The organism is Paraburkholderia edwinii (assembly GCF_019428685.1).
Lineage (GTDB): Bacteria > Pseudomonadota > Gammaproteobacteria > Burkholderiales > Burkholderiaceae > Paraburkholderia > Paraburkholderia edwinii.
In genome coordinates, this window is record NZ_CP080096.1 from 645009 (window position 1) to 664261 (window position 19253).

Below are 19253 nucleotides of genomic sequence, written 5' to 3' on the forward strand. Positions count from 1 at the left end.
TCAGGCTGCGCGCAAACATAGCCTACTCATAGGCAGCAGGTCACCTACCGGGGTGAGGCGACCCTATACGTTAGCGAGCGGGAAAGCGTTTACGCCGACGCCTTGGGTAAGGAAAACCGGAATACGGATCCGGATTCCGGTCCGGGTTCGACCGTCAGTACTCCCCCGTGCGCTTCGATGATCATGTTGCAGATCACGAGCCCCATGCCGAGGCCTTCTTTTTTGGTGGTGACGAACGGTGAGAAGAGCCGTCCGGCCACCGAAGGCGCAATGCCCGGCCCCGTGTCTTCGACGGCGACGAGAACGTCTTCTGTTGAAGGCTCCGACGTGTTGATCGTCAGTATGCGCTTGCGGCCCGTCACGCTTTCCATGGCATCCATCGCATTCAGCAGAAGATTGAGCACCACCTGCTGCAGCTGGGTGCGATCGCCATAGACAGGCAGATTGCGGTTCAACGATTGCGTATCGAGTTCGATATGTGCCTCGCGAATGCGGCCACGAACCTGCAACAGCGTCTGGCTGATCGATTCGTTGATGTCGAACAGCTCAAAGCTCGGAGCCGCGTTGCCGACCAGCGCGCGCAAACTGTGGACGATGCTGCGTCCGCGAGAGCTTTGCTCGACGACCTGCTCGACCATATAGCGAGCCTGATCGATGTCGGGCTGCGGGGCGGATAGCCAGTTCAGTGCGGCGATGGCGGCCGTTCCGACCGTCGCGAAAGGCTGGGCGACTTCATGCACAACGGACGCCACGAGTTCGCGCGTCGTCGCAAGCGGCTTGACGCGCGCCTGTTCGGTTTGCGATTCATGCGGCGGGGATGCGTCGCCGGCGCTGTCTCGCGGCCGCGATTCTTCAGTAACCCGCGCGTAAATTCGCGCGTTCTCGAGCGCCGCGGCGGCTTGCGTCGCGAGCGCGACGAGAACGTCGATCTTTCTGGATGTGAATACCCCCGCGGCCAGGCAGTTTTCAAGGTAGAGCATGCCGGTCAGCCGCGATTGCTGGATGATCGGCATGCAGGCTATCGAACGCGGCCGGTTCGATTCGATGTAGGGATCCGAAGCAAATGCGTCGCTTTCTGACACGTCGTCGAGTGCGATATGCGATCGGGTGCGGGCGACTTCCTTGAGGATAGTCATCGGCACGTCGCGGGAAGTGAGCTCGGCCGGACACATCGAAAGCGCGACGCCGTTGCGCGTGATATGCGCCCTTGCCGCGATCTGCAGCGACGCACCTTTATATAGCGCGAGGATGCCGCGTTGCGCGCCCGCGAATTCCACCGAGCTCGTCACGATCGTGCCCGCGAGTTTGCTGAGGATCATTTCGCCTGAGGGCGGGGCTGCGCTTCCCGCTTGATGCCCGTTTCGACCGTGGCATACGGATCGATCCGCCGCGCGGCGCTCGCGCGGCGTCGACGCTACCGGTTCCTCGGTGTCTACCGAGTCGATTGCGTGTACTTTCGCCGTCGCGCCGAGACTGACATACGCTTGCCGCGCATGGCAAAGATACGAACGTGCCACGATATGCAGAGCTCGCCGTGCATAGTGCCGTGCGGCGGCTTCCGCAGCCATGGCTTCGATCTGGAAAAAGCCGTGCTGCCGCGCATCCTTGATGGCTTCCTCAAAGCGCTGCTCGGCATCGGCGCATCGGCCTTCGACGCAGGCTATTTGCGCCTCGACGAGCGCGAGCCGGCAGCGAAAATTTTCTGGGCAGTATCGGGCCCATACGGCAAGCGTGTTATGCCGGTCGTAAAGCGCCACGACATGTTCGGGGATAATTTCAAACGAGCGTGCGAGCAGCGCTTCGGCATGAGCCAATGCGCCGTAACAACAGTGGTCCACCCGCTCGACGAGCGAGTCCGAGGTCCACGCGTGTTTCGCTGCCTCCCTTTCGGCGGTCAGCGCCGCCTCGAAATCGCCAAACGTCAGGGCAAGCTGCATTTGACGGGTCCAGTGCGCAAATGCGGCAATCGACTTCGGCAAAGCCGTATTGATTGCGATGCGATCGATCGCACGCGGATCGTAGCCGGCGGTCAGCAGTGACGCCTCGTCGATCGGCAGTCCGCAAAGCTGACGCAGCATCCAGATCTGCGCCGTAAACGAGTCGGCCATCAGGTCGATGCCGTACTTTCGCGCGATATCGAGGCCCGCGTCGGCCTGGGCCATGGCCTCCCGGATCGGTGTTGCCGAGAAAATCAGAATGCTGACAAGGTTCCTGCGCGAATAGATTTCATAGTTCAGGTCGCCGATGACCGACGCGGTGTGCATTGCTTCGCGTACCAACGTTTCCGCGCGTTTGACCGGCTGCGACCACGGCAGCACGCATGCCCCTACGGCGAGTTGCGCGCGTACTTTCATGCTTCCGAGATCCTTGTTGTCGATCAGCTTCATCGCCAGTTCGCCAAACTGAATGCCCATTTCGTAGTCGCCGTAGCGGGCGCCTAAAGCACGCACCACGCCCGCGTAGGCATGCGTCGAGGCATCGCAGTGTCCGTGCTCGAGGCTTAACGCCGTCATGCGCAACAGCACGAGGTCGCGAAGATCTCGGTCATGAAAGATCGCGACCGGAAGAAGGCCGACATACACTTCCATGATGCTGCGAAGCTGCATATTGCGCATGAGCGGCATTGCAAGCAGGTCATGCGGCTTGCGTCCGTTCATCAGGTTGACTACGCGTTTGAACTCATCATCGACGTCGTCGGCGCTTGGCTTGGCCGGCAACTGCTCGCCGGCTTGACGCAGATAGTTGAGCGCGACGTCAAGCGCGTCGTGCGTTTGGTCGCGAGCCGTCAGGATAGTCACCAGCAGCCGCGTGACGCTGGTGCGTAGCCGCAAGTCGAGGAAATTGCGGCTTAAGCGCTGAAGGCGCTTTAAGGCGAACGAGCCTGCGCCGGTGAGAAATTCGCATTCGGAAAGATGAAACTCCGCTGCGTATCGGTCCGCGGATTCGCGTGTGCCCGAAAGCAGGCGCGCTGCCGCTGCAAAGTACCCGAGCGCCGATACGTGCTCCGCTGCATCTCTTGCCCGTCGGCCCGCGGCAAGATTGAGACGCCCGAAGGACTGTCGTTCCGCAACCGATTTGACGAACTGCAGGCCGCGATTGATCTGGTTCACGACGACGAATAACTGGTCGCCTTGCAGATCGATAGTCGCGCATGCGGCAAGCGTTCGGCCTATGGCGAAGTGGAAGGCCTGCCTTTCGGCTGCGGGGATCGATGTGTAGACGGCTTCGCGGACACGGTCATGCCAGAACCGCCAATTGTTCGCCTGCTGCACGACGAGGTCCTGCTTCTGCGCATCGATCAGCGCGGATAAGGTTTCGCTGAGCTCGCCGTGCATCGCGACATTCAGAATATCCAATGAACTGCTTTCGAGGCAGGCGAGATAGTGGAGCGTGCCTTGCGTTTGGGCGGACAGGCTCGCAATACGGAGCCGCATGAAATCCGCGATGTTGTCGGGGTGCGCGATTTGCGCGACGCCGCGCAGGTTCCACGTCCACTTGCAATCGCGGTAGTCGAAGCTTATCGCGCCTTCGTCCGCGAGCGATGCCAGAAGGCGTATTGCAAAGAACGGCTCGCCGCCCGTTCTGCTCTCGACGTGCTTGGCGAGCGGCAGTGCTTCAGGCAAGGTGCAAGCGAGCGTATCGGATATCAATTCGGCGAGATCGGTGGTTCTTAGAGGCTGCGCCGGAACGACCACCATCTGATGCCGGATCGCGTCGTCGTCGAGCCATTGCAATGTGGACGACGATTGTTTTCCGATATCCCGATACGCCGCGACAATCAGGACATGCCGGACGCTGGGCTCCGTGATCAGATGCCTGATGACCGCAAGCGTGCCGGCGTCGGCCCATTGAAGGTCGTCGAAAAAGAGAATGAGCGGCTTTTGCGCGGTCGCGAACGCGTTTAGCAGTTGTGCCGTTAGCCGCAGAAAGCGTATGCGCTCAAGACGCGGTTTAAGCTTGGGAACCGGCGGAACGTCACCGAGAATAAGCGCGGCGCTGGGCACGAGTGCGGCGAGCACGCCGGCGTTCACGCCAAGCGCTTCGGTCAGCCTCGCGCGCATGGAATGAAAGGGCGCGTCTTCTGCGCCGAGAATCGGTCGCAGCAGCGCCTGAAATGCCTGTGCGACGGCGGAATAGGGAACGGTCGACTTCAACGGGTCGCATTTTCCGGCCGCATAGTCGTGCGGTTTAGCAGCGAGCCCGGCTATAAAGTTTGCCACGAGCGACGACTTGCCCGTACCGGAATATCCGGTAAGCAAAGCGAATTCGGCTTTGCCGGTCGCGGCGACGCGTTCAAGCGACGCGGTGAGTACGTTCAGTTCATGGACCCTTCCGTATGCCTTTGCAGGGCTCTTGAACTTGTGGCCGATGTTGCGCAGGTCGAGTGGAAATGAAGGAATGCTTTGCCGTTCGCGCCAGAACGTACGGCAGAGCGAAAGGTCGGCGGCAAGGCTCGCAACGGACTGATACCGGTTTTCCGGCAGCGTGGCGAGCATCTTCGTCACGATGGCAGCGACTTGCGACGGAATGCCGGCGACGTGCCAAGACGCGGATACGGCATGCGCAGCCGCATCGCTATGCATCGTTGCAACGGCGCCTGCTAAAGGCGGAGCCGAGCCGGTCAGCAACTCGTGGAATATGCAACCGAGCGCATATATATCCGTTCTCGCATCGATGTCGCGGTCTAACTCCAAGCAGCCTCTTTGCTCCGGCGCCCTATAGATCAGCGACAGGTCTGCGCCTTCATCTTCGTGATAGCCACTGAGTTCGTCACCGTCCGCAAAGCCCATTAACCAGCTTTGGCACGTGTCGAAGTCGACGAGAATGTTGCCGGGACGAAGATTTCCATGAATCATCCCGGCCGTATGACTCGCGCACAGCGCGGTGGTGAGCGCGTCGGCAAGCGTCATGAACGATTCGAAGTCGAACGTTCCCTGAAGATGGTTGGCCAATAGCACACCGCCCGGATCGATCGATACGAGGGCCGTGCGTCCCGCGTATCGCGAGAGCGCGACAGGTACGACAGCCCAGCGGCGATCGAGCTGATTGCGCAAGCTATACGCTGCCTGCAATCGCTGCATGCAGTCGGTGTCGTCTTCCGGGCACACGCGGATCAGGCGGGCGCCGGTCTGGTCGTCGACATAGCGGATCAGAAGATGGTCGCCCCCTTTAAGCACTGAACTCGACGAGTACGACGGACAATGGGGAGGCGCGCATACAGCGGTATCTTGTGCGAGTAGCTGATCGCCACCATGCACTGAACTCAATACGTGGCTGTGGTTCTTCATTGTGCGGAAATCTGCGGGGTCCCATTCAAAGGCGGCCGCCGGAGCGTTCTAAAGGCTTTAGCGGGATGTGCTTAAGCCTTGACCCCGAAATATAAATCCCAGTATCCGGGAGAGATAAAGAAAACGCACGGCGTCGCGCATTCTGCTATTCGGAAAAGCTGCTGCGTTCGACTCGCGCCAAGGCGCGATACCGTGATGGCTCATCATAGCAAGCGCCTTGCATTACGTAACGTATACGATGTGTATACTTGTCGAAAGCAGGCGCGTAGCGATAATGCATCTTGCGCTCTGTTCGCTCATCGATGGGTGCCGGCGCGGATGAAAGAGCAGATGACGAGCGCGTGACAAAAGTCAGAGAGCGGTATTCCGGTGAACCCCTACAGCCACGACTATCATGCGCACCTGTAACGAAGACGCAACGTCATTTTGTGGAATCCTGGGTCTTGGCGAATTGCCGGAACAGCGTGTAACCGGCACGCAGCCGATCGTCTACGTCGTGGACGATGATGCATCGATGCGTGCCACGCTCGGTTCGCTGCTCCTTTCCGTCGGTTACCGCGTCGAGACGTTCGACTCTTCGGCGGCCTTTCTCGCATTCAAGCGGCCGGACGTCACGAGCTGCCTCGTGCTCGATATCCGTCTGCGTGGCGAAAGTGGCCTTGCGTTCCAGCGCGACTGCGGTCGTTTCGATTTGCGCATGCCGATTCTTTTCGTGACCGGGCACGGCGATGTCGCGATGTCCGTTCAGGCGATGAAAGCCGGCGCAGTGGATTTCCTTGCCAAGCCGTTTCGCGACCAGGACATGCTCGACGCGATACACGACGCGCTCGAGCGCGATTCCCAAAGGCGTCGTGAAGAAGAAAGGCTGAGGCCGTTGCGCCATTGCTATACGAGGCTCTCGTCTCGCGAAAGAGAGGTCATGCATCTGGTGATTACGGGCCTGCTGAACAAGCAGATCGCGGGTGCGCTCGATGTGAGCGAAGACTGCGTGAAGCTGCACCGCAGTCAGGTGATGAAGAAGATGAACGCGCGATCGGTGCCGGATCTCGTGCGCAAGGCGAAAGACCTCGGTATTAATCCGCGCTGCTAGCTAGCGCGACATTCCCAAGACCGTTTGACGCACGCCTCCGCTCGCATGGCGAAGGGGGCGGCTTTCGCTTGCCGCTGCATTTCTGTTCAATAAATTCCACGCCGATTATAAATAAATCAGGATTTGAGGTTATGGAAAAGTCGGATATTGAATAAAGCAATCGTAAGGCTTGATTCAAGAAACAATAACCGTATGCATTCTTAAAGCTTTTCTACGCATAAGCCAAAGCAATGAGGCTGCTGAAACTTCAAATTTAAATAACATCCTGTCTATTGGCACTTTTTAGGCAAGTGCTGGTTGTTATACGAGCTATCCGCGTGATCTTTAGCGCGTAACAACCGGACCCTGATTTGAGAAAGGCCATGGAAATTGAAAACAAGGTACTAAAAGCAAGATTGATCGGATTCGCCGTGGTCGTCTGCATCGGCTTTGCTGCAAACACAGCCGTTGCGGCGCTGGGTAGCTTCCCGTTGACGGGTGCTGATCCTCATGTGGCCTCTAACGTCATGAGAGAAGCTGCGGTACTGAAGGCCGCGACGGGTTCGCAGGCTAACGCGGCAACGCCTTCGGCAAATGCACTCTATAGAGTGAATGTCGTCACGTTGAATTCGGGCACTGTCGTACGTGAATTTGTCGCGACGTCCAGCGGTAATGTATTTGCGCTTACCTGGGAGGGTCCGCAGACGCCGAATTATGCGGCGATACTTGGTAGCTATTCGGAACGCTATCTGCGGCCCGCGGGTAAAGATGTGATTCGTGTGGGGGGTGTGAGCGAAAGAAGCCTCAGTTCGCCCGATCTGGTTGTTCAGTCGATGGGCCATTTAGGCCATTTTCACGGCTGCGCCTATCTTCCGCAGGAATTTCCTGACGGTCTATCTGTTTCCGATCTTCAATAATCGAGGCCAACATGAAAAAGCTCATGGCAATTCTCACTTTCGCGTTGGTGCTCGCAGGTTGTGGAGGCGGCGGTGGCGGTTCCGGTGGCGCAGTTAGTCAGATTTCGAGCCAGAATCAGGCGGCCAATTCGGTTAACGTGACGGTGGACAATAAGTTCGGCTTTGTGAACGCGCCGTACGTGACCGTGACCATCTGTGCGCCGGGCACCGGCAACTGCGCGACGATCGACCATGTTCTCGTCGATACCGGTTCGTCGGGCTTGCGTCTTCTGCGCTCGGCGGTGCCGGCGTCGTTAGGCCTCGCTAACGCGAAGGACTCGGCGCAAGGCAATACGATGGCCGAATGCGTCGAGTTCGGTTCCGGGACGGCATGGGGGCCGATTTCGAAGGTCGACCTGAAGATTGCCGGTGAAACGGCCTCGTCGTTGCCGATACAGATTGTCGACGACTCGTTTGCCTCGATTCCCGCCGATTGTTCAAGCGAAGGTCCCGATATGGCTGCGAAGGGTCCGTCGTCGTTTGGCGGCAATGGGCTGATTGGCCTGAATGTCATGCGTCACGACTGCCAGACTTCGTGCCAGTCACCCGCAGCATCGATGTACTACGATTGCGCCGGTTCGACCTGCACGGGCATTGCGGTGCCGCTCGCGGAACAGGTGCCTAACCCGGTTATCGACTTTGCGACCGACAACAACGGGATGACGCTGAACTTTCCCGCAGTCGCCCCAGGCGGCGCGGGCACGGTCTCGGGCACGATGACGTTCGGGGTCAACACGCAGAGCAACAACATGCTGCCGGCCACTGCGCAGCAGATGACGACAACCGTGTTCGGCGAGGTGACCGCCAGCTTTAACGGCCTGCCGATGCCGGGCTTCATCGACTCCGGTTCGAGCGCGTACTTTATCGTGGACCCGTCCATTAGCCAGTGCCCGTCGAGCTTTTCGAGCGCGCCGTGGTTCTGTCCGGCTGCTCCAACGGCGCTTTCGGCGTCGCTTCAGAGCGAGACCGGCGCCACGCTCGGTGTTTCGTTCACCTTGGTCAACACGGAGTCCGAATTGGGCAACGGGTCGAACGCGGCGCACGAGGGCATCGGTCAGAATATGGGGCTGTTTGGAGCGGGTGTACTGGATCTGGGTGAGCCGTTCGTTTACGGCAAACGCATCACCTTCGGCATGCCGGGTAGCGATGATTTCTCGACGGGCACGCAGCCGTTCTTTGCGATTCAGTCTTGATCGCGCGCTTGTAGGCGGGTGCTAAAGCGATAGTCGGTTTTAGTGCCGGCTATCGCTCTTTTGCCTCAATTCCGCACGCACCTGAACCCGGCATAGACATACTGATACCGCGGCTGAAACCAGTTGCGAAAGGTCGGCCGCAACATGCACTGCGCAGTGCGCGGCGAGCCGCCTTTGATCACGTAATGCTGGCCATCAAAGAAGTTCGCCGAGTAGCCGAGATAGAACGGGAACGCTTCGAAGCCTGGCAGCGGTTCGAATAGCGACTGCGTCCATTCCCATCCGTTGCCGAACATGCCCTCGGCGCCGAACGCGCTGACGTTCTCCGGGTGCGCGTGAACCGGCTGCGGATCCCAGCTGCGGAAATCGAAGTTGCCGGGCAGCGCGTCGGCCTGCGGTGTGCCTTCGATCGCGCGTTGCCATTGCGCTTCGGTGGGCAGCGCCTTGCCGGCCCATCGCGCGTAGGCGCTTGCTTCCGCGTGGCTCACATAGACAGGCCAATCGGGCGGCAATGCCACTTCGTCGAACATCGTGCGCAAGGTCCAGCCGCTTTTGCCGCGCGTCCAGCCCACCGGATGCGCGATGTGCTCCGCTTCTTTCCACGCCCAGTCCTTGTCGGACCAGTACGCGCGATTGTCGTAGCCGCCGGCATCGAGGAACTGCAGGAATTCGCCGTTCGTTACCATGTAGCGGTCGATCTCGAACGCGTCGACGTCGATGTGCTGTTCGCCGTATTCATTGTCCCAGCCGAACTGGCCGCTTTCGCGCGACATGCCGAGCGTGGCGCGTCCTGCGGGTACGTGAACCATGGTCGTTGCGTGCGCAACCTTGCCGGCTGCGGCGGTTTCCGATGCGCGCGGCGGCGCGAGCTTCTGCTCGAGCGGCAACTGATGCAGCATGTACGCGAGCGTTTCCGCGTGCATGAGCCGGTGCTCGATCGCTACTTGCATCAGTTGCGCGGGCGAATTCGTCGAGACATCGCCGGCGTCGAAGTCGAATGTCGCGATCGCATGGTCGATTTGCGCACGCGCACGCTGTGCGTAATCGTGCACGATGTCGAGCGACGGCCAGTCGGACGGTTGATCGGTCGGGAAACCGCCATCCACCGGGTCGATGCCGAACGCGAACAGCCTGTCGAGGTCGGCATCGAAAACCGGCAGCGGGAACAGGCGGTCTGCGAACAGGTTGTGGTCGAAGGCCTCGAGATGGCCGATATAGAAGACGATGCGGTGACGCTCGCGGATCGGTCTTTCGTACAGATGTTCGGGTTTGACGACGGCAAACAGCGCGTCCGTCACGCGACGGGCGTCGAGCAGACGTTGGACAAGCGGGTGCTGCAAACGAAGATCGCGATTCATTTCGCCGGGTCTCCTTTCTAAGGGGACGGGTTTAAGACTGTAACGCGTATTCACTTTTCATGTGAAGCCGCGTGAACGCAAAATCCCGGCGATGGGCGTTTAACGGTTACAGGTCACGCAGTCCTTCCAGGTCGACAATACGAATGAATTTGCCGCGCGCGTCGATCAGGCCGCGCTTCTGGAATTTCGACAACGTGCGGCTGACCGTTTCGAGCGTCATGCCGAGGTAACTGCCCATATCTTCGCGCGTCATGCGCAGGTTGAATTCGGCCGACGAATAGCCGCGCTGCGCATTGCGCTCCGACACATCGAGCAGAAACGCCGCGACGCGTTCGTCGGCGTTCAGCGAGCCGAGCGTCAGCATCTGGCTCGCCTCGCGGACGATCTGCTCGCCCATCAGCTTGTGCAGCCGTTCCTGCAGCGTGCCGCTCTCGCGGCACAGGCGCTTGAGCGCCTCGTACGGGACGATGCACACGGAACTGTCCTCGAGTGCGATTGCGCTGCACGCGTGCGTGTCGCTGCTGATGCCGTCGAGTCCAAGCGATTCGCCAGCAAGGCGCAGGCCTGTTACCTGTTCGCGGCCGTCGCGGTGCGCCATGGTCGTTTTGAGCGAGCCTGAGCGGACAGCGTAAAGGTTTTCGAAAGGTGTGCCGGCGCGATACAGCGGTTCGCCGCGGCGCACCGCGCGCGCCCTGCAGATCAGCGCTTCGAGTTTCGGCAGTTCTTCCGCCGACATGCCTTGCGGCATGCACAGATGACGCATTGCGCAGGTGGAGCAGCGCGCGACGTGGCGGGCGTTAGGGGCCTCGGAGGCTGACAGGCCCGCGGAGCCCGCAGCGGGTGCGCGGACTGGACTGTGCGCGGCGGGGCGCACGACCGTCGGAGTGGTGGTGGGTGTCAGCATGATAAAGGGCGTTGTAAGGTAAGAATGCCCCATTGTCCCACCGCGCACGCGCGCCACTTCGCGTCAAAATGACGCGCGGACCTTCATTGGCCCGGGTTGTACGGCCGGGACTGCCGCCAATTATGGCTTGTCGCTTTTCGCCTCTGCTTCGTGGCTTGCCGCTGCGGGAACCAGCAGTACCGGCAATGTCGCTTGACGCACACAGCGCTCCGCAACGCTGCCCAGTATCAGGCGCTGCATGCCGCGGCGCCCGTGCGTGCCCATCACGAGCAGGTCCGCGTTGTAATGTGCCGCGGCCTTCAGGACGAGCGTCGGGACATCGTCGTTGGGGGACGCTTCGCCTACCGTCACGTCGCCGCTGACATTGCGCGCCTGCATGGCCTGCGTGAGCTCGACGGTCAGCTCCTTGCCCTGTTGCACAAACTGTTTTTGCAGAATGCCCGGGTCGTAGCCCGGTGCTTCGAAATACATCGGCGTGTTCTCGACGACGTAATAAGCGCGCAATGTCGCGCCGAACGACGCGGCAAGATGAATGGCGGCCTCGAATGCGCCGCGCGAGGTCTTACTGCCGTCGACTGCTACAAGGATGCGTTTGTACATGGAAGCTCCGCGCAGTAAAGGTGTCGAATGTTCATCTATTGCAAGGAAAGCTTAATTGATCGCAGCGGCGCGTGTGCTGATCCGCATGATGTCAATCAAATGCTTAGCAAGTTTTGGGGCACATCGTAGGGAATGGCGGCGCTTCGTAAGCCATGTGGCGCCAGTGGTTTCGGCTCGTATGACGCGCGTGAGGATTCTTTTTTATCGTGTGATCGAACCGACTTGCCTTACAATTATGCTCCATGATGACAAGCCGCCAGCCAAGATGCCAAGATGATTAACGAGCGAAAATCGACGGGCCTGCCCGACAAGATATACGGCGACATCCTCAACCGCATTCTCGAGGGCGAATACAAGGAGGGCGAGCGGCTGCCCACCGAGCACGCGCTCGCCGAACGCTTCGAGACATCCCGGCCTACCGTGCGCGAGGCGCTCGCGCGGCTGCGCGCGGACGGCATCATCGTCACGCGGCACGGCTCGGGCACCACGGTTGCGCGCCGTCCCGATCCGGATGTGCGCCGTTTCGCGCCGCTCGAATCGCTGTCCGATATTCGCCGCTGCTACGACTTTCGCATCGTGACCGAAGCCGGCGCCGCGGCGCTTGCCGCGCAAATGGCCGACGAAGACGACATCGCCGCGATCGAGCACGCGTGGAACGAGCTCGAGCGCGTGATTGAAACGCAAGGTATCGGCGCGAAGGACGACTACGCATTTCATCTTGCCGTCGCGCGCGCGTCGAAGAACCAGTTCTTCATCACGATGATGTCGTTTATCGAAGAGCAGATTGCGTTCAGCATGAACCTGTCGCGCAACTTGTCGCTCGTGAAAACACTCGAGCGCCAAAGGCTCGTGCAAGCCGAGCATCGCGCGGTGCTCGACGCGATTCGCGCACACGACGCGAGGGCCGCCGGCGACGCAATGCGCACGCATCTGATGAACGCGCGCGACCGCATGTTCGGGTCGTGAAGCGTCAATGTACTGACCTCCCTTTCCAACTTTCAGGCCGTTTTTGCCGTGCCTTTTTACGCGCTTGACCGCGTCGTGCCGAAGTGAATCCTCCTCATCAGAAGTCCGTTGTCCTGCCTTTTCGCGATGCCTTGCTGGCCATGCTTGGCATCGGTCTTGTCAATATGCTGGTCGCGCTCGATCAGACCGTAGTGAGTACCGCGTTGCCGTCGATCGTCTCCGAATTGCGCGGCTTCGAGTACTACGCGTGGATTGCAAGCGCGTATCTGCTCGCGTCGGTCGTCACCGTGCCGGTGTTCGGCCGGCTCGGCGACTATTTCGGCCGCAAGCGCTTCGTGATCGCCGCGGTGATCGTGTTCACGGTCGCGTCGCTGTTGTGCGGCATCGCGACGAGCATGCCGTTTCTTGTGGTCGCGCGCGGGCTGCAGGGCGTCGGCGGCGGGATGATGGTCGGCACCGCGTTCGCGTCGATTCCCGATCTGTTTCCCGATCCGCGCGAGCGCGTGCGCTGGCAGGTCGTGATGGCGGCCGCGTACGGTATCGGCACGGCGGCCGGGCCGTCGCTCGGCGGCTGGATGAGCCAGCATCTCGGCTGGCGTTCGACGTTTCTCGTCAATCTGCCGGTGGGCGCACTCGCGCTGTATTTCATCTGGGCGCATCTGCCGTATTACAAGCGCGAACAGGTCGGCGAAGTGCGCATCGATTGGGGCGGCGCGCTGCTCGTTGCGCTTGTGCTCGGCGGTTTGCAGACGTTTATCGAAGCCGTGCCTAAAGACGGCTTGACGGGCGCCAACGTGGCGCTCGCTGCGGTGGTTGTGGTCGGCGCAGCACTGTTGCTGGCCTGCGAGCGGCGCGCGACGCATCCGATCATCCCGCTCGATCTGTTCAAGGACGCGCAGCTCGTCACGCTGTTCACGCTGTCGGTGCTGTCCGGCTTCGTGATGTTTTCGCTCATCTTTTTCGCGCCGCTGCTGCTGCAAGGCGGCTTTGGGCTGTCGCCGCAACAGGCTGGTCTGCTCGCGACGCCGATCGCCGCGTGCATCGCGCTCGGCAGCCTGATCAACACGCGCATCGTGATTCATATGTCGCGGCCGACCATGATTCTTTCGATCGGCTTCGGACTGCTCGTCGCGGCGTCGATCGGGCTTTCGGTCGCGACGCCGGTTACGCCGCATCTGTATCTCGAGCTTTCGATGGCGGCCGTCGGCGTCGGGCTCGGCTTTATCCTCAACAACCTCAATGTGTTCGGGCAGGAGATCGCGGGCCGCGAGCGCTTCGGCATCACGACCGCGCTGCTGCAGTCGACGCGCATGGTCGGTGGCATGCTCGGGACGAGCATCGTCGCGACGATCATCAATCGCCGCTATGCGTCGGGTATCGACGACACCTTGCGCGTGCTCGGCGAGCCGGTCGCCGCAAAATGGCGCCCGACGCTTGGCGATCCGCGCATTCTCGTCGACGAAGGTCTGCGCGACTCGTTGCTCGCGCAACTAAAACGCGCGGGGCTCGAAGGGCCTGCGTTGCTCGATGCTGCCCGGCACGTGCTCGTGCAGTCGATTCATATCGGCGTCGTGCTGACCGGTTGCGCGGCCCTCGCAGCGGCGCTGCTCGTGCGCAAAATTTCACACATCACCTTCCGCGGGCGTGGCCGATAGGCGACAAGGCGCGGCATGGTGCGCTTGCTTGCCTAAGCAGTAAGCGATGAGCAGTAAGCGATGAGCAGTAAGCGATCATCGATCGGGCAAAGCAAACCCTGCGCGATCGCCAAAGCGCGCGCATCAATACATGGCCGACGCGCAATCAATACGCGTGTCGAACCATCGCAGCAGGCGTGAGCACGCCTCTGCGCTGCCGAACTTCCCATTCGCGTCGTCGCGAGCGGCTAGCGGCTAGGCCGGTAGCTGCTATGCGGCCACTGCCATCTGGCCGAACAGCGCATTGCGCGTGTGCTCGCTGACCGCGATATCGAGCGCTACCGCGCGCTCCACACCGATCTGCACCGGCGCACCGAGGCGGCCAATTTCAATGCCGGTTCTGCGCAGCAGACGCTCGATCGGCGTGGTCGTCACAGTGACGTAACGCGTGATGCCCATCTTGTCCGCAAACGTGACGAGCTCCTTGATCGCGTGCATCGTCACATCGGCAAAGCCGAAGCTTTGATCGTGCTCGTCGCCAGCCTCGATCGCGAAGCGGCTCAGTTCCCAGATGTTCCGGCCGAGCGGTGCAGCGTTGCCGTGCAGCAGCTGCGGGAACGTATCGCGCAGCATGTTGGGGCCTTCGGTCGGCATCAGACGCCAACAGCCGCGTACGCGGCGTGCCGAGTCCTGAATCAGCATGTAGTGCGGGCCTAAAGCGTCGTAGCCGTCGACCTCCATGCCAGCGATGATCGGAATGTCCCATCCCATTCGCCCATGAAATACGCGGGCTCTCAAGCGGTACATCTCGTGTAGGTCGGTGGTGTCGATCTCTGTCGGGGTACCAATTCGAATCGCTGCTTGCATGATGTTCTCCTCGCCCGGGTCCGTTCCCGTACGCAGAAAAACTTATGCATTCTGGATAGACATTTGCACCTATCCACCTGGATAGGTGTCCGGCGAGTCCCCGCATCATCAAAATTGAGATGAACATTGCCCAACCCAATGGGGATTACCATGGAACTGCTGGAAAATCATTGGCAAGCCGCCGTGCAAAACCGGTCGGCAGACGTTTCGTCCGCTGTCGACCGCGTTTTAATCATCGCTTATCGGAAAAAGAGAAAAGAGAGCCAAAGGCAGTTTTGGGCTCGTTTCGGGGTTACGCAATCGCGTGGCAGCCGTTTCGAGTCGGGCGCGGAAATCCCCGCGCCGGTATCGATTCTGCTTGGCCTTTATTTTTCGAAGACGGTCACCGACGGTGACCTTGGCAAAGCCGGCCGGGTAATGTCCGGTGAAGCACGGGAACTGATCAACCTGGATCAATAAGGCCCAGTTGCGTCGCAATGACGGCCGCGGCGCGCCGGGAGTTCACGCCGAATTTCGCACGGATATTCTTCAGATGGAAGTTCACCACGGCTTCCGAACATCCGAGGATGTGCGAAATTTCCCAAGTGGACTTGCCGCGCGCTGTCCACTGCAGGCATTCGCGCTCCCGAGGCGTCAGCTTCGGTAGCAGCGCTTGCGCGTGATGATTCAGATACGGCTGGCTGGTATCGATCACGAGATCGCGCAGCAACACCAGATTCGGCAGCACCACGTCGATGTGGCGCCAGAATTCGCTCGTCGGGTTGCTGTCGTTCACGAAGCAGATCATTCCTTTTTCCTGCTGCGGGCCGTGAATCGGCAGCGTCACGCCCGCACGCAGCCCATGCAGGCGCGCTTCCTCATACATCGATTGCTGCGGATTCGTCGAGAACAGGTCCGGCGACCAGATCAGCGGCGACGACTTCGTCACGCAGTGCGTGACGGTCGGGTCGATGTGCGCGAAGCCGTGCGCATCGTAAAACTGACGCCACGCAGGTGCGTACGTGCTGCGCAGGAACGAATCTTCCATCCGGATACTCGGGCGCGGCACGATTGCGACCAGCACGCGGTTGAACCCCCATCCCTCGGCGAGGCGGGCGAGTTCGGCGAACCACGTGCTGTCGTCGGTTGCGTTGAGCATCGGCGACATCTGCTCAAAATAAGGTAGCGACAAGGCAGTTCTCTCAGGGCGCGGCGAGCCATGCCGCGGGCTTCAGCCGCGCGCGCCATGACCACTTGTTCTGTACTGTATCAATTTAGCATCATTATTCTTGTTTTACTGAAAAAGCGCGATACCAGAAATAATTGATTCCAAACCTTACGTAAAAATCAGACGTAGCATTCGGAATTGGCGAAAACGGAGGGCATATATGGCGTTTTATCGAAACAGTTTCGGCAATTGCGGCCTATACCTCTGGCAATAACGCTCTAAAGGACACCTGAAAGCGATTCCATTAATAAGGTTAAATACCAACCAGCGACAGCCCAGTGTCGCCATTCTGTCATCCGTTCGTCACTCGTTTGCGGACCACTTGGCTACCAGTATGAACCACCTGGCCGCATCGACGAATACAGCATTGTCCCGGATATCCGCAGATGTTGCAAAGTTGTTTGACAACATTGGGGCCAGATGATACCCTGGCGTTCCAGCGCAATTTCCGACGCGAGCCCCCATGAACGTTTCCCCGATCCACGAGCTTGAGTTTTCCGCCAGCGTGATGGCGGTGCCGCCGCTTGCGCGCCGCGCGGATTTCAGTCTCGACGCCGAGGAAAATGCGAAGCTGATTCGCCATATCGAAGCGGGCGGCGTGCGCACAGTGCTTTACGGCGGCAATGCCAACCTCTATCACGTCGCGGTCAGCGAGTATCGCGACCTGCTCGATATGCTCGCGGCGAGCGCCGGCCCGCAGACCCGCGTGATACCGGCGCTCGGCGCCGACTACGGCAAGATGCTGGACGAGGCGCGCATGCTCGCGCAAACCGCCTACCGTACGGCGATGGTGTTGCCGTTTTCGGGCTTCACCACGTCGGCGGGCGTCGAAGCGGGGCTCGCGTGCATCGCCGATATCGCGGGCATGCCCCTCACGCTGTACATCAAGAGCGAGGACTATATCGACGTCGACGCACTCGCGCGCCTTGTGAACCGGGGCACGCTGATTGCGGTCAAGTACGCGATCGTGCGGCGCAATCCGTCCGACGATCCGTACTTGCGGCGGCTGCTCGAACAGATCGATCGTGTGCGCGTGATTTCCGGCATGGGCGAGCGGCCGGCGCTCGTGCACGTGCAGGAATTCGGACTTGCCGCCTGGACCACGGGCTCGGGCTGCATCGCACCGCATGCGGTGACGGCGCTGCTGAACGCGGCGAAGTCGAATCGCGACGGCGAAGCGCGCCGTCTTTACGAGGCGTTCATGCCGCTCGAAACGCTACGCGACGAAATCTCGTTGATCCGCGTGCTGCACGACGCGGTGACGATGTCGAAAATCGCGGACATGGGGCCGATTCTTCCGCTCCTCAGTTCGACGCCGATCGAACATCATGCGAAGATCGATGCTGCGACGCAGGCACTGCTCGCATTCGAGCGCCGTCTCGCGGGTTCTTCCGCGAGCAACTGAAGGCGCATACCCACTATTTGGTTTTGAGCCGCGCGCGACAACGCGAATGCATGCTGCGCGGCACATGACAGGAGTTGCAACATGCAGATTACCGGAGACATGCTGATCGGCGGGTCCGCGGTGCGCGGTACCAAGGGCACGCTGCGCGCGTTCGACCCGGCCCGCAACATGGAGATCGAGCCCGAGTTTGGCGCAGGCGGCACGGTGGAAGTAGACCGTGCGTGCGAACTGGCCGCGCTTGCGTTCGACCCGTATCGTCAGGCGCCGCTCGAAAAGCGCGCACGTCTTCTCGAAGCGATCGCGGACAACATCGTCGCGCTCGGCGACACGTTGATCGAACGCGCGCAAGCCGAATCGGCGCTGCCGAAGGCGCGCCTCGAAGGCGAACGCGGCCGCACGGTTGGCCAGTTGCGTCTTTTCGCATCGCTTGTGCGCGAAGGCCGCTGGCTTTCCGCGACCATCGATCAGGCAATGCCGGACCGCAAGCCGCTGCCGCGCTCGGATCTGCGTGCACAGAAGATTCCGGTCGGTCCCGTTGCGGTGTTCGGCGCGAGCAACTTTCCGCTCGCGTTCTCGGTGGCCGGCGGCGATACCGCATCGGCACTCGCGGCTGGCTGCCCGGTCGTGGTGAAGGCGCATCCGGCGCACCTCGGCACGTCGGAGCTGGTGGGCCGCGCGATCCAGAAGGCGGTGGCCGATAGCGGCCTGCCCGAAGGCGTGTTCTCGCAGCTGGTCGGCGCGGGCAATGAAATCGGCGAGGCACTGGTCGCGCATCCGGCGATCAAGTCGGTCGGCTTCACCGGTTCGCGCCGCGGCGGTGTCGCGCTCGTGAATATCGCGTCGAAGCGCCGTGAGCCGATTCCGGTGTTCGCCGAGATGAGCAGTGTCAACCCGTTCTTCGTGCTGCCGGGCGCGCTTGCGAAGCGTGGCGAAGCGATCGCGAACGGCTTCGTCGATTCGGTCACGCTCGGCGTCGGCCAGTTCTGTACGAACCCGGGTATCGTGCTGTTGCTCGACGGCCCGAACAAGCAGACGTTTATCGATGCGGCCGCCAAGGCACTGGCGCAGAAAGGCGCGCAAAGCATGCTGACCCCGGGCATCGCAAACGCCTATAAAGATGGCGTGTCGCAGCGTCGCGAATTGAACGGTGTGCAAAGCATTGCTCAAGGGCAGCAGACCGATGCGACGTGTTCCGCGTTGCCGGTGCTGTTCCAGACGAACGCGATGCAGTTTCTCGCGACCGCGCAGCTCGAAGACGAAATCTTCGGGCCGACCTCGCTGATCGTCACGTGTAACGACATCGACGAGATGGTGAAGGTGGCCGAGTACATCGAAGGCCAGCTGACCGCGACGCTGCAGATCGAGCAGGAAGACTACGAGCTCGCGCGCAAACTGCTGCCGACGCTCGAGCGCAAGGCCGGTCGCATTCTCGCGAACGGCTATCCGACGGGCGTCGAAGTGTGTCATGCGATGGTGCACGGCGGCCCGTATCCGGCCACGTCCGATTCGCGCGCGACGTCGGTCGGCGCGATGGCGATCGAGCGTTTCCTGCGCCCGGTCTGCTATCAGGATCTGCCGGCTGCGCTGTTGCCTGAAGCGCTGCACGACGAAAACCCGCTGAAACTGCTGCGCATTCTCGACGGCAAGCCGGTGCAAGCGTAATACGCGCGCAACGTGCAAAACGTGAAATAGCGTAGTTAGCGTGCCGGGCGAAGCATCGCCCGGCACGTCACCATCCGAATCAGAATCAAGACCCACGACGCGCAACGCGCAACGTACCCGTCTTATCGCGCGCTGCAGCCGTCG

General features: G+C 60.8%; 14 protein-coding genes. 8 read left to right on the forward strand and 6 right to left on the reverse strand.

The features are described from left to right. Positions 1-89: 89 nt before the first annotated feature. A complete protein-coding gene (locus tag KZJ38_RS24570; RefSeq protein WP_219802306.1) occupies positions 90-5288 on the reverse strand; it encodes a trifunctional serine/threonine-protein kinase/ATP-binding protein/sensor histidine kinase in 5199 nt (1732 codons plus the stop codon). Between the two features lie 394 nt (positions 5289-5682). On the opposite strand from KZJ38_RS24570, the gene KZJ38_RS24575 reads away from it, so the two are divergent. The 3 genes from KZJ38_RS24575 to KZJ38_RS24585 all read left to right on the forward strand — a co-directional run bounded on the left by KZJ38_RS24575 (position 5683) and on the right by KZJ38_RS24585 (position 8506). Beyond that, complete coding sequence (locus KZJ38_RS24575; RefSeq protein ID WP_219802308.1) at positions 5683-6378, forward strand: response regulator transcription factor; 696 nt, start codon at positions 5683-5685, stop codon at positions 6376-6378. A 362-nt stretch (positions 6379-6740) separates the two neighbouring features. Continuing rightward, positions 6741-7274 (forward strand): DUF2844 domain-containing protein, encoded by a 534-nt coding sequence (locus KZJ38_RS24580; RefSeq protein ID WP_219802309.1) that lies wholly within the window; start codon positions 6741-6743, stop codon positions 7272-7274. 11 nt (positions 7275-7285) lie between these two features. Further along, positions 7286-8506 carry a DUF3443 family protein gene (locus KZJ38_RS24585; protein ID WP_219802311.1) on the forward strand — a complete coding sequence of 407 codons (1221 nt, stop codon included), beginning with the start codon at positions 7286-7288 and terminating at the stop codon, positions 8504-8506. A gap of 65 nt (positions 8507-8571) precedes the next feature. Here KZJ38_RS24585 and KZJ38_RS24590 read toward each other — a convergent pair whose 3' ends face one another. The 3 genes from KZJ38_RS24590 to KZJ38_RS24600 all read right to left on the reverse strand — a co-directional run bounded on the left by KZJ38_RS24590 (position 8572) and on the right by KZJ38_RS24600 (position 11368). Continuing rightward, entirely contained in the window at positions 8572-9864 is a 1293-nt protein-coding gene (locus KZJ38_RS24590) for an SUMF1/EgtB/PvdO family nonheme iron enzyme (RefSeq protein WP_219802317.1), read from the reverse strand. A gap of 106 nt (positions 9865-9970) precedes the next feature. Beyond that, entirely contained in the window at positions 9971-10768 is a 798-nt protein-coding gene (locus KZJ38_RS24595; protein WP_219802319.1) for a helix-turn-helix domain-containing protein, read from the reverse strand. A gap of 120 nt (positions 10769-10888) precedes the next feature. Then, the gene (locus KZJ38_RS24600) at positions 10889-11368 is read right to left on the reverse strand and encodes a universal stress protein (RefSeq protein ID WP_219802320.1); all 480 of its coding nucleotides are present in this window, start codon (positions 11366-11368) and stop codon (positions 10889-10891) included. Between the two features lie 276 nt (positions 11369-11644). On the opposite strand from KZJ38_RS24600, the gene KZJ38_RS24605 reads away from it, so the two are divergent. Both KZJ38_RS24605 and KZJ38_RS24610 read left to right on the forward strand, forming a co-directional pair. Beyond that, the gene (locus tag KZJ38_RS24605) at positions 11645-12334 is read left to right on the forward strand and encodes a FadR/GntR family transcriptional regulator (RefSeq protein ID WP_219803602.1); all 690 of its coding nucleotides are present in this window, start codon (positions 11645-11647) and stop codon (positions 12332-12334) included. A gap of 140 nt (positions 12335-12474) precedes the next feature. Continuing rightward, complete coding sequence (locus tag KZJ38_RS24610) at positions 12475-13989, forward strand: MFS transporter (RefSeq protein WP_219803603.1); 1515 nt, start codon at positions 12475-12477, stop codon at positions 13987-13989. A gap of 249 nt (positions 13990-14238) precedes the next feature. Here the strand turns inward: KZJ38_RS24610 and KZJ38_RS24615 are convergent, their stop codons facing one another. Further along, positions 14239-14835, reverse strand: a complete 597-nt coding sequence (locus tag KZJ38_RS24615) for an acyl-homoserine-lactone synthase (RefSeq protein WP_219802322.1) — start codon at positions 14833-14835, stop codon at positions 14239-14241. A gap of 150 nt (positions 14836-14985) precedes the next feature. On the opposite strand from KZJ38_RS24615, the gene KZJ38_RS24620 reads away from it, so the two are divergent. After that, positions 14986-15294 (forward strand): helix-turn-helix domain-containing protein, encoded by a 309-nt coding sequence (locus KZJ38_RS24620; protein WP_219802323.1) that lies wholly within the window; start codon positions 14986-14988, stop codon positions 15292-15294. Here KZJ38_RS24620 and KZJ38_RS24625 read toward each other — a convergent pair. Then, the gene (locus KZJ38_RS24625; protein ID WP_219803604.1) at positions 15278-15982 is read right to left on the reverse strand and encodes a helix-turn-helix transcriptional regulator; all 705 of its coding nucleotides are present in this window, start codon (positions 15980-15982) and stop codon (positions 15278-15280) included. The genes KZJ38_RS24620 and KZJ38_RS24625 overlap by 17 nt on opposite strands. Before the next feature lie 523 nt (positions 15983-16505). Between KZJ38_RS24625 and KZJ38_RS24630 the strand changes: the two genes are divergently transcribed. Beyond that, positions 16506-17447, forward strand: coding sequence for a dihydrodipicolinate synthase family protein (locus tag KZJ38_RS24630; RefSeq protein ID WP_219802325.1), 942 nt, complete (start codon positions 16506-16508; stop codon positions 17445-17447). Positions 17448-17528: 81 nt separating this feature from the next. Beyond that, positions 17529-19109: an aldehyde dehydrogenase (NADP(+)) gene (locus KZJ38_RS24635; RefSeq protein WP_219802326.1), complete on the forward strand. Its 1581-nt coding sequence runs from the start codon at positions 17529-17531 to the stop codon at positions 19107-19109. The last annotated feature ends 144 nt before the right edge of the window (positions 19110-19253 follow it).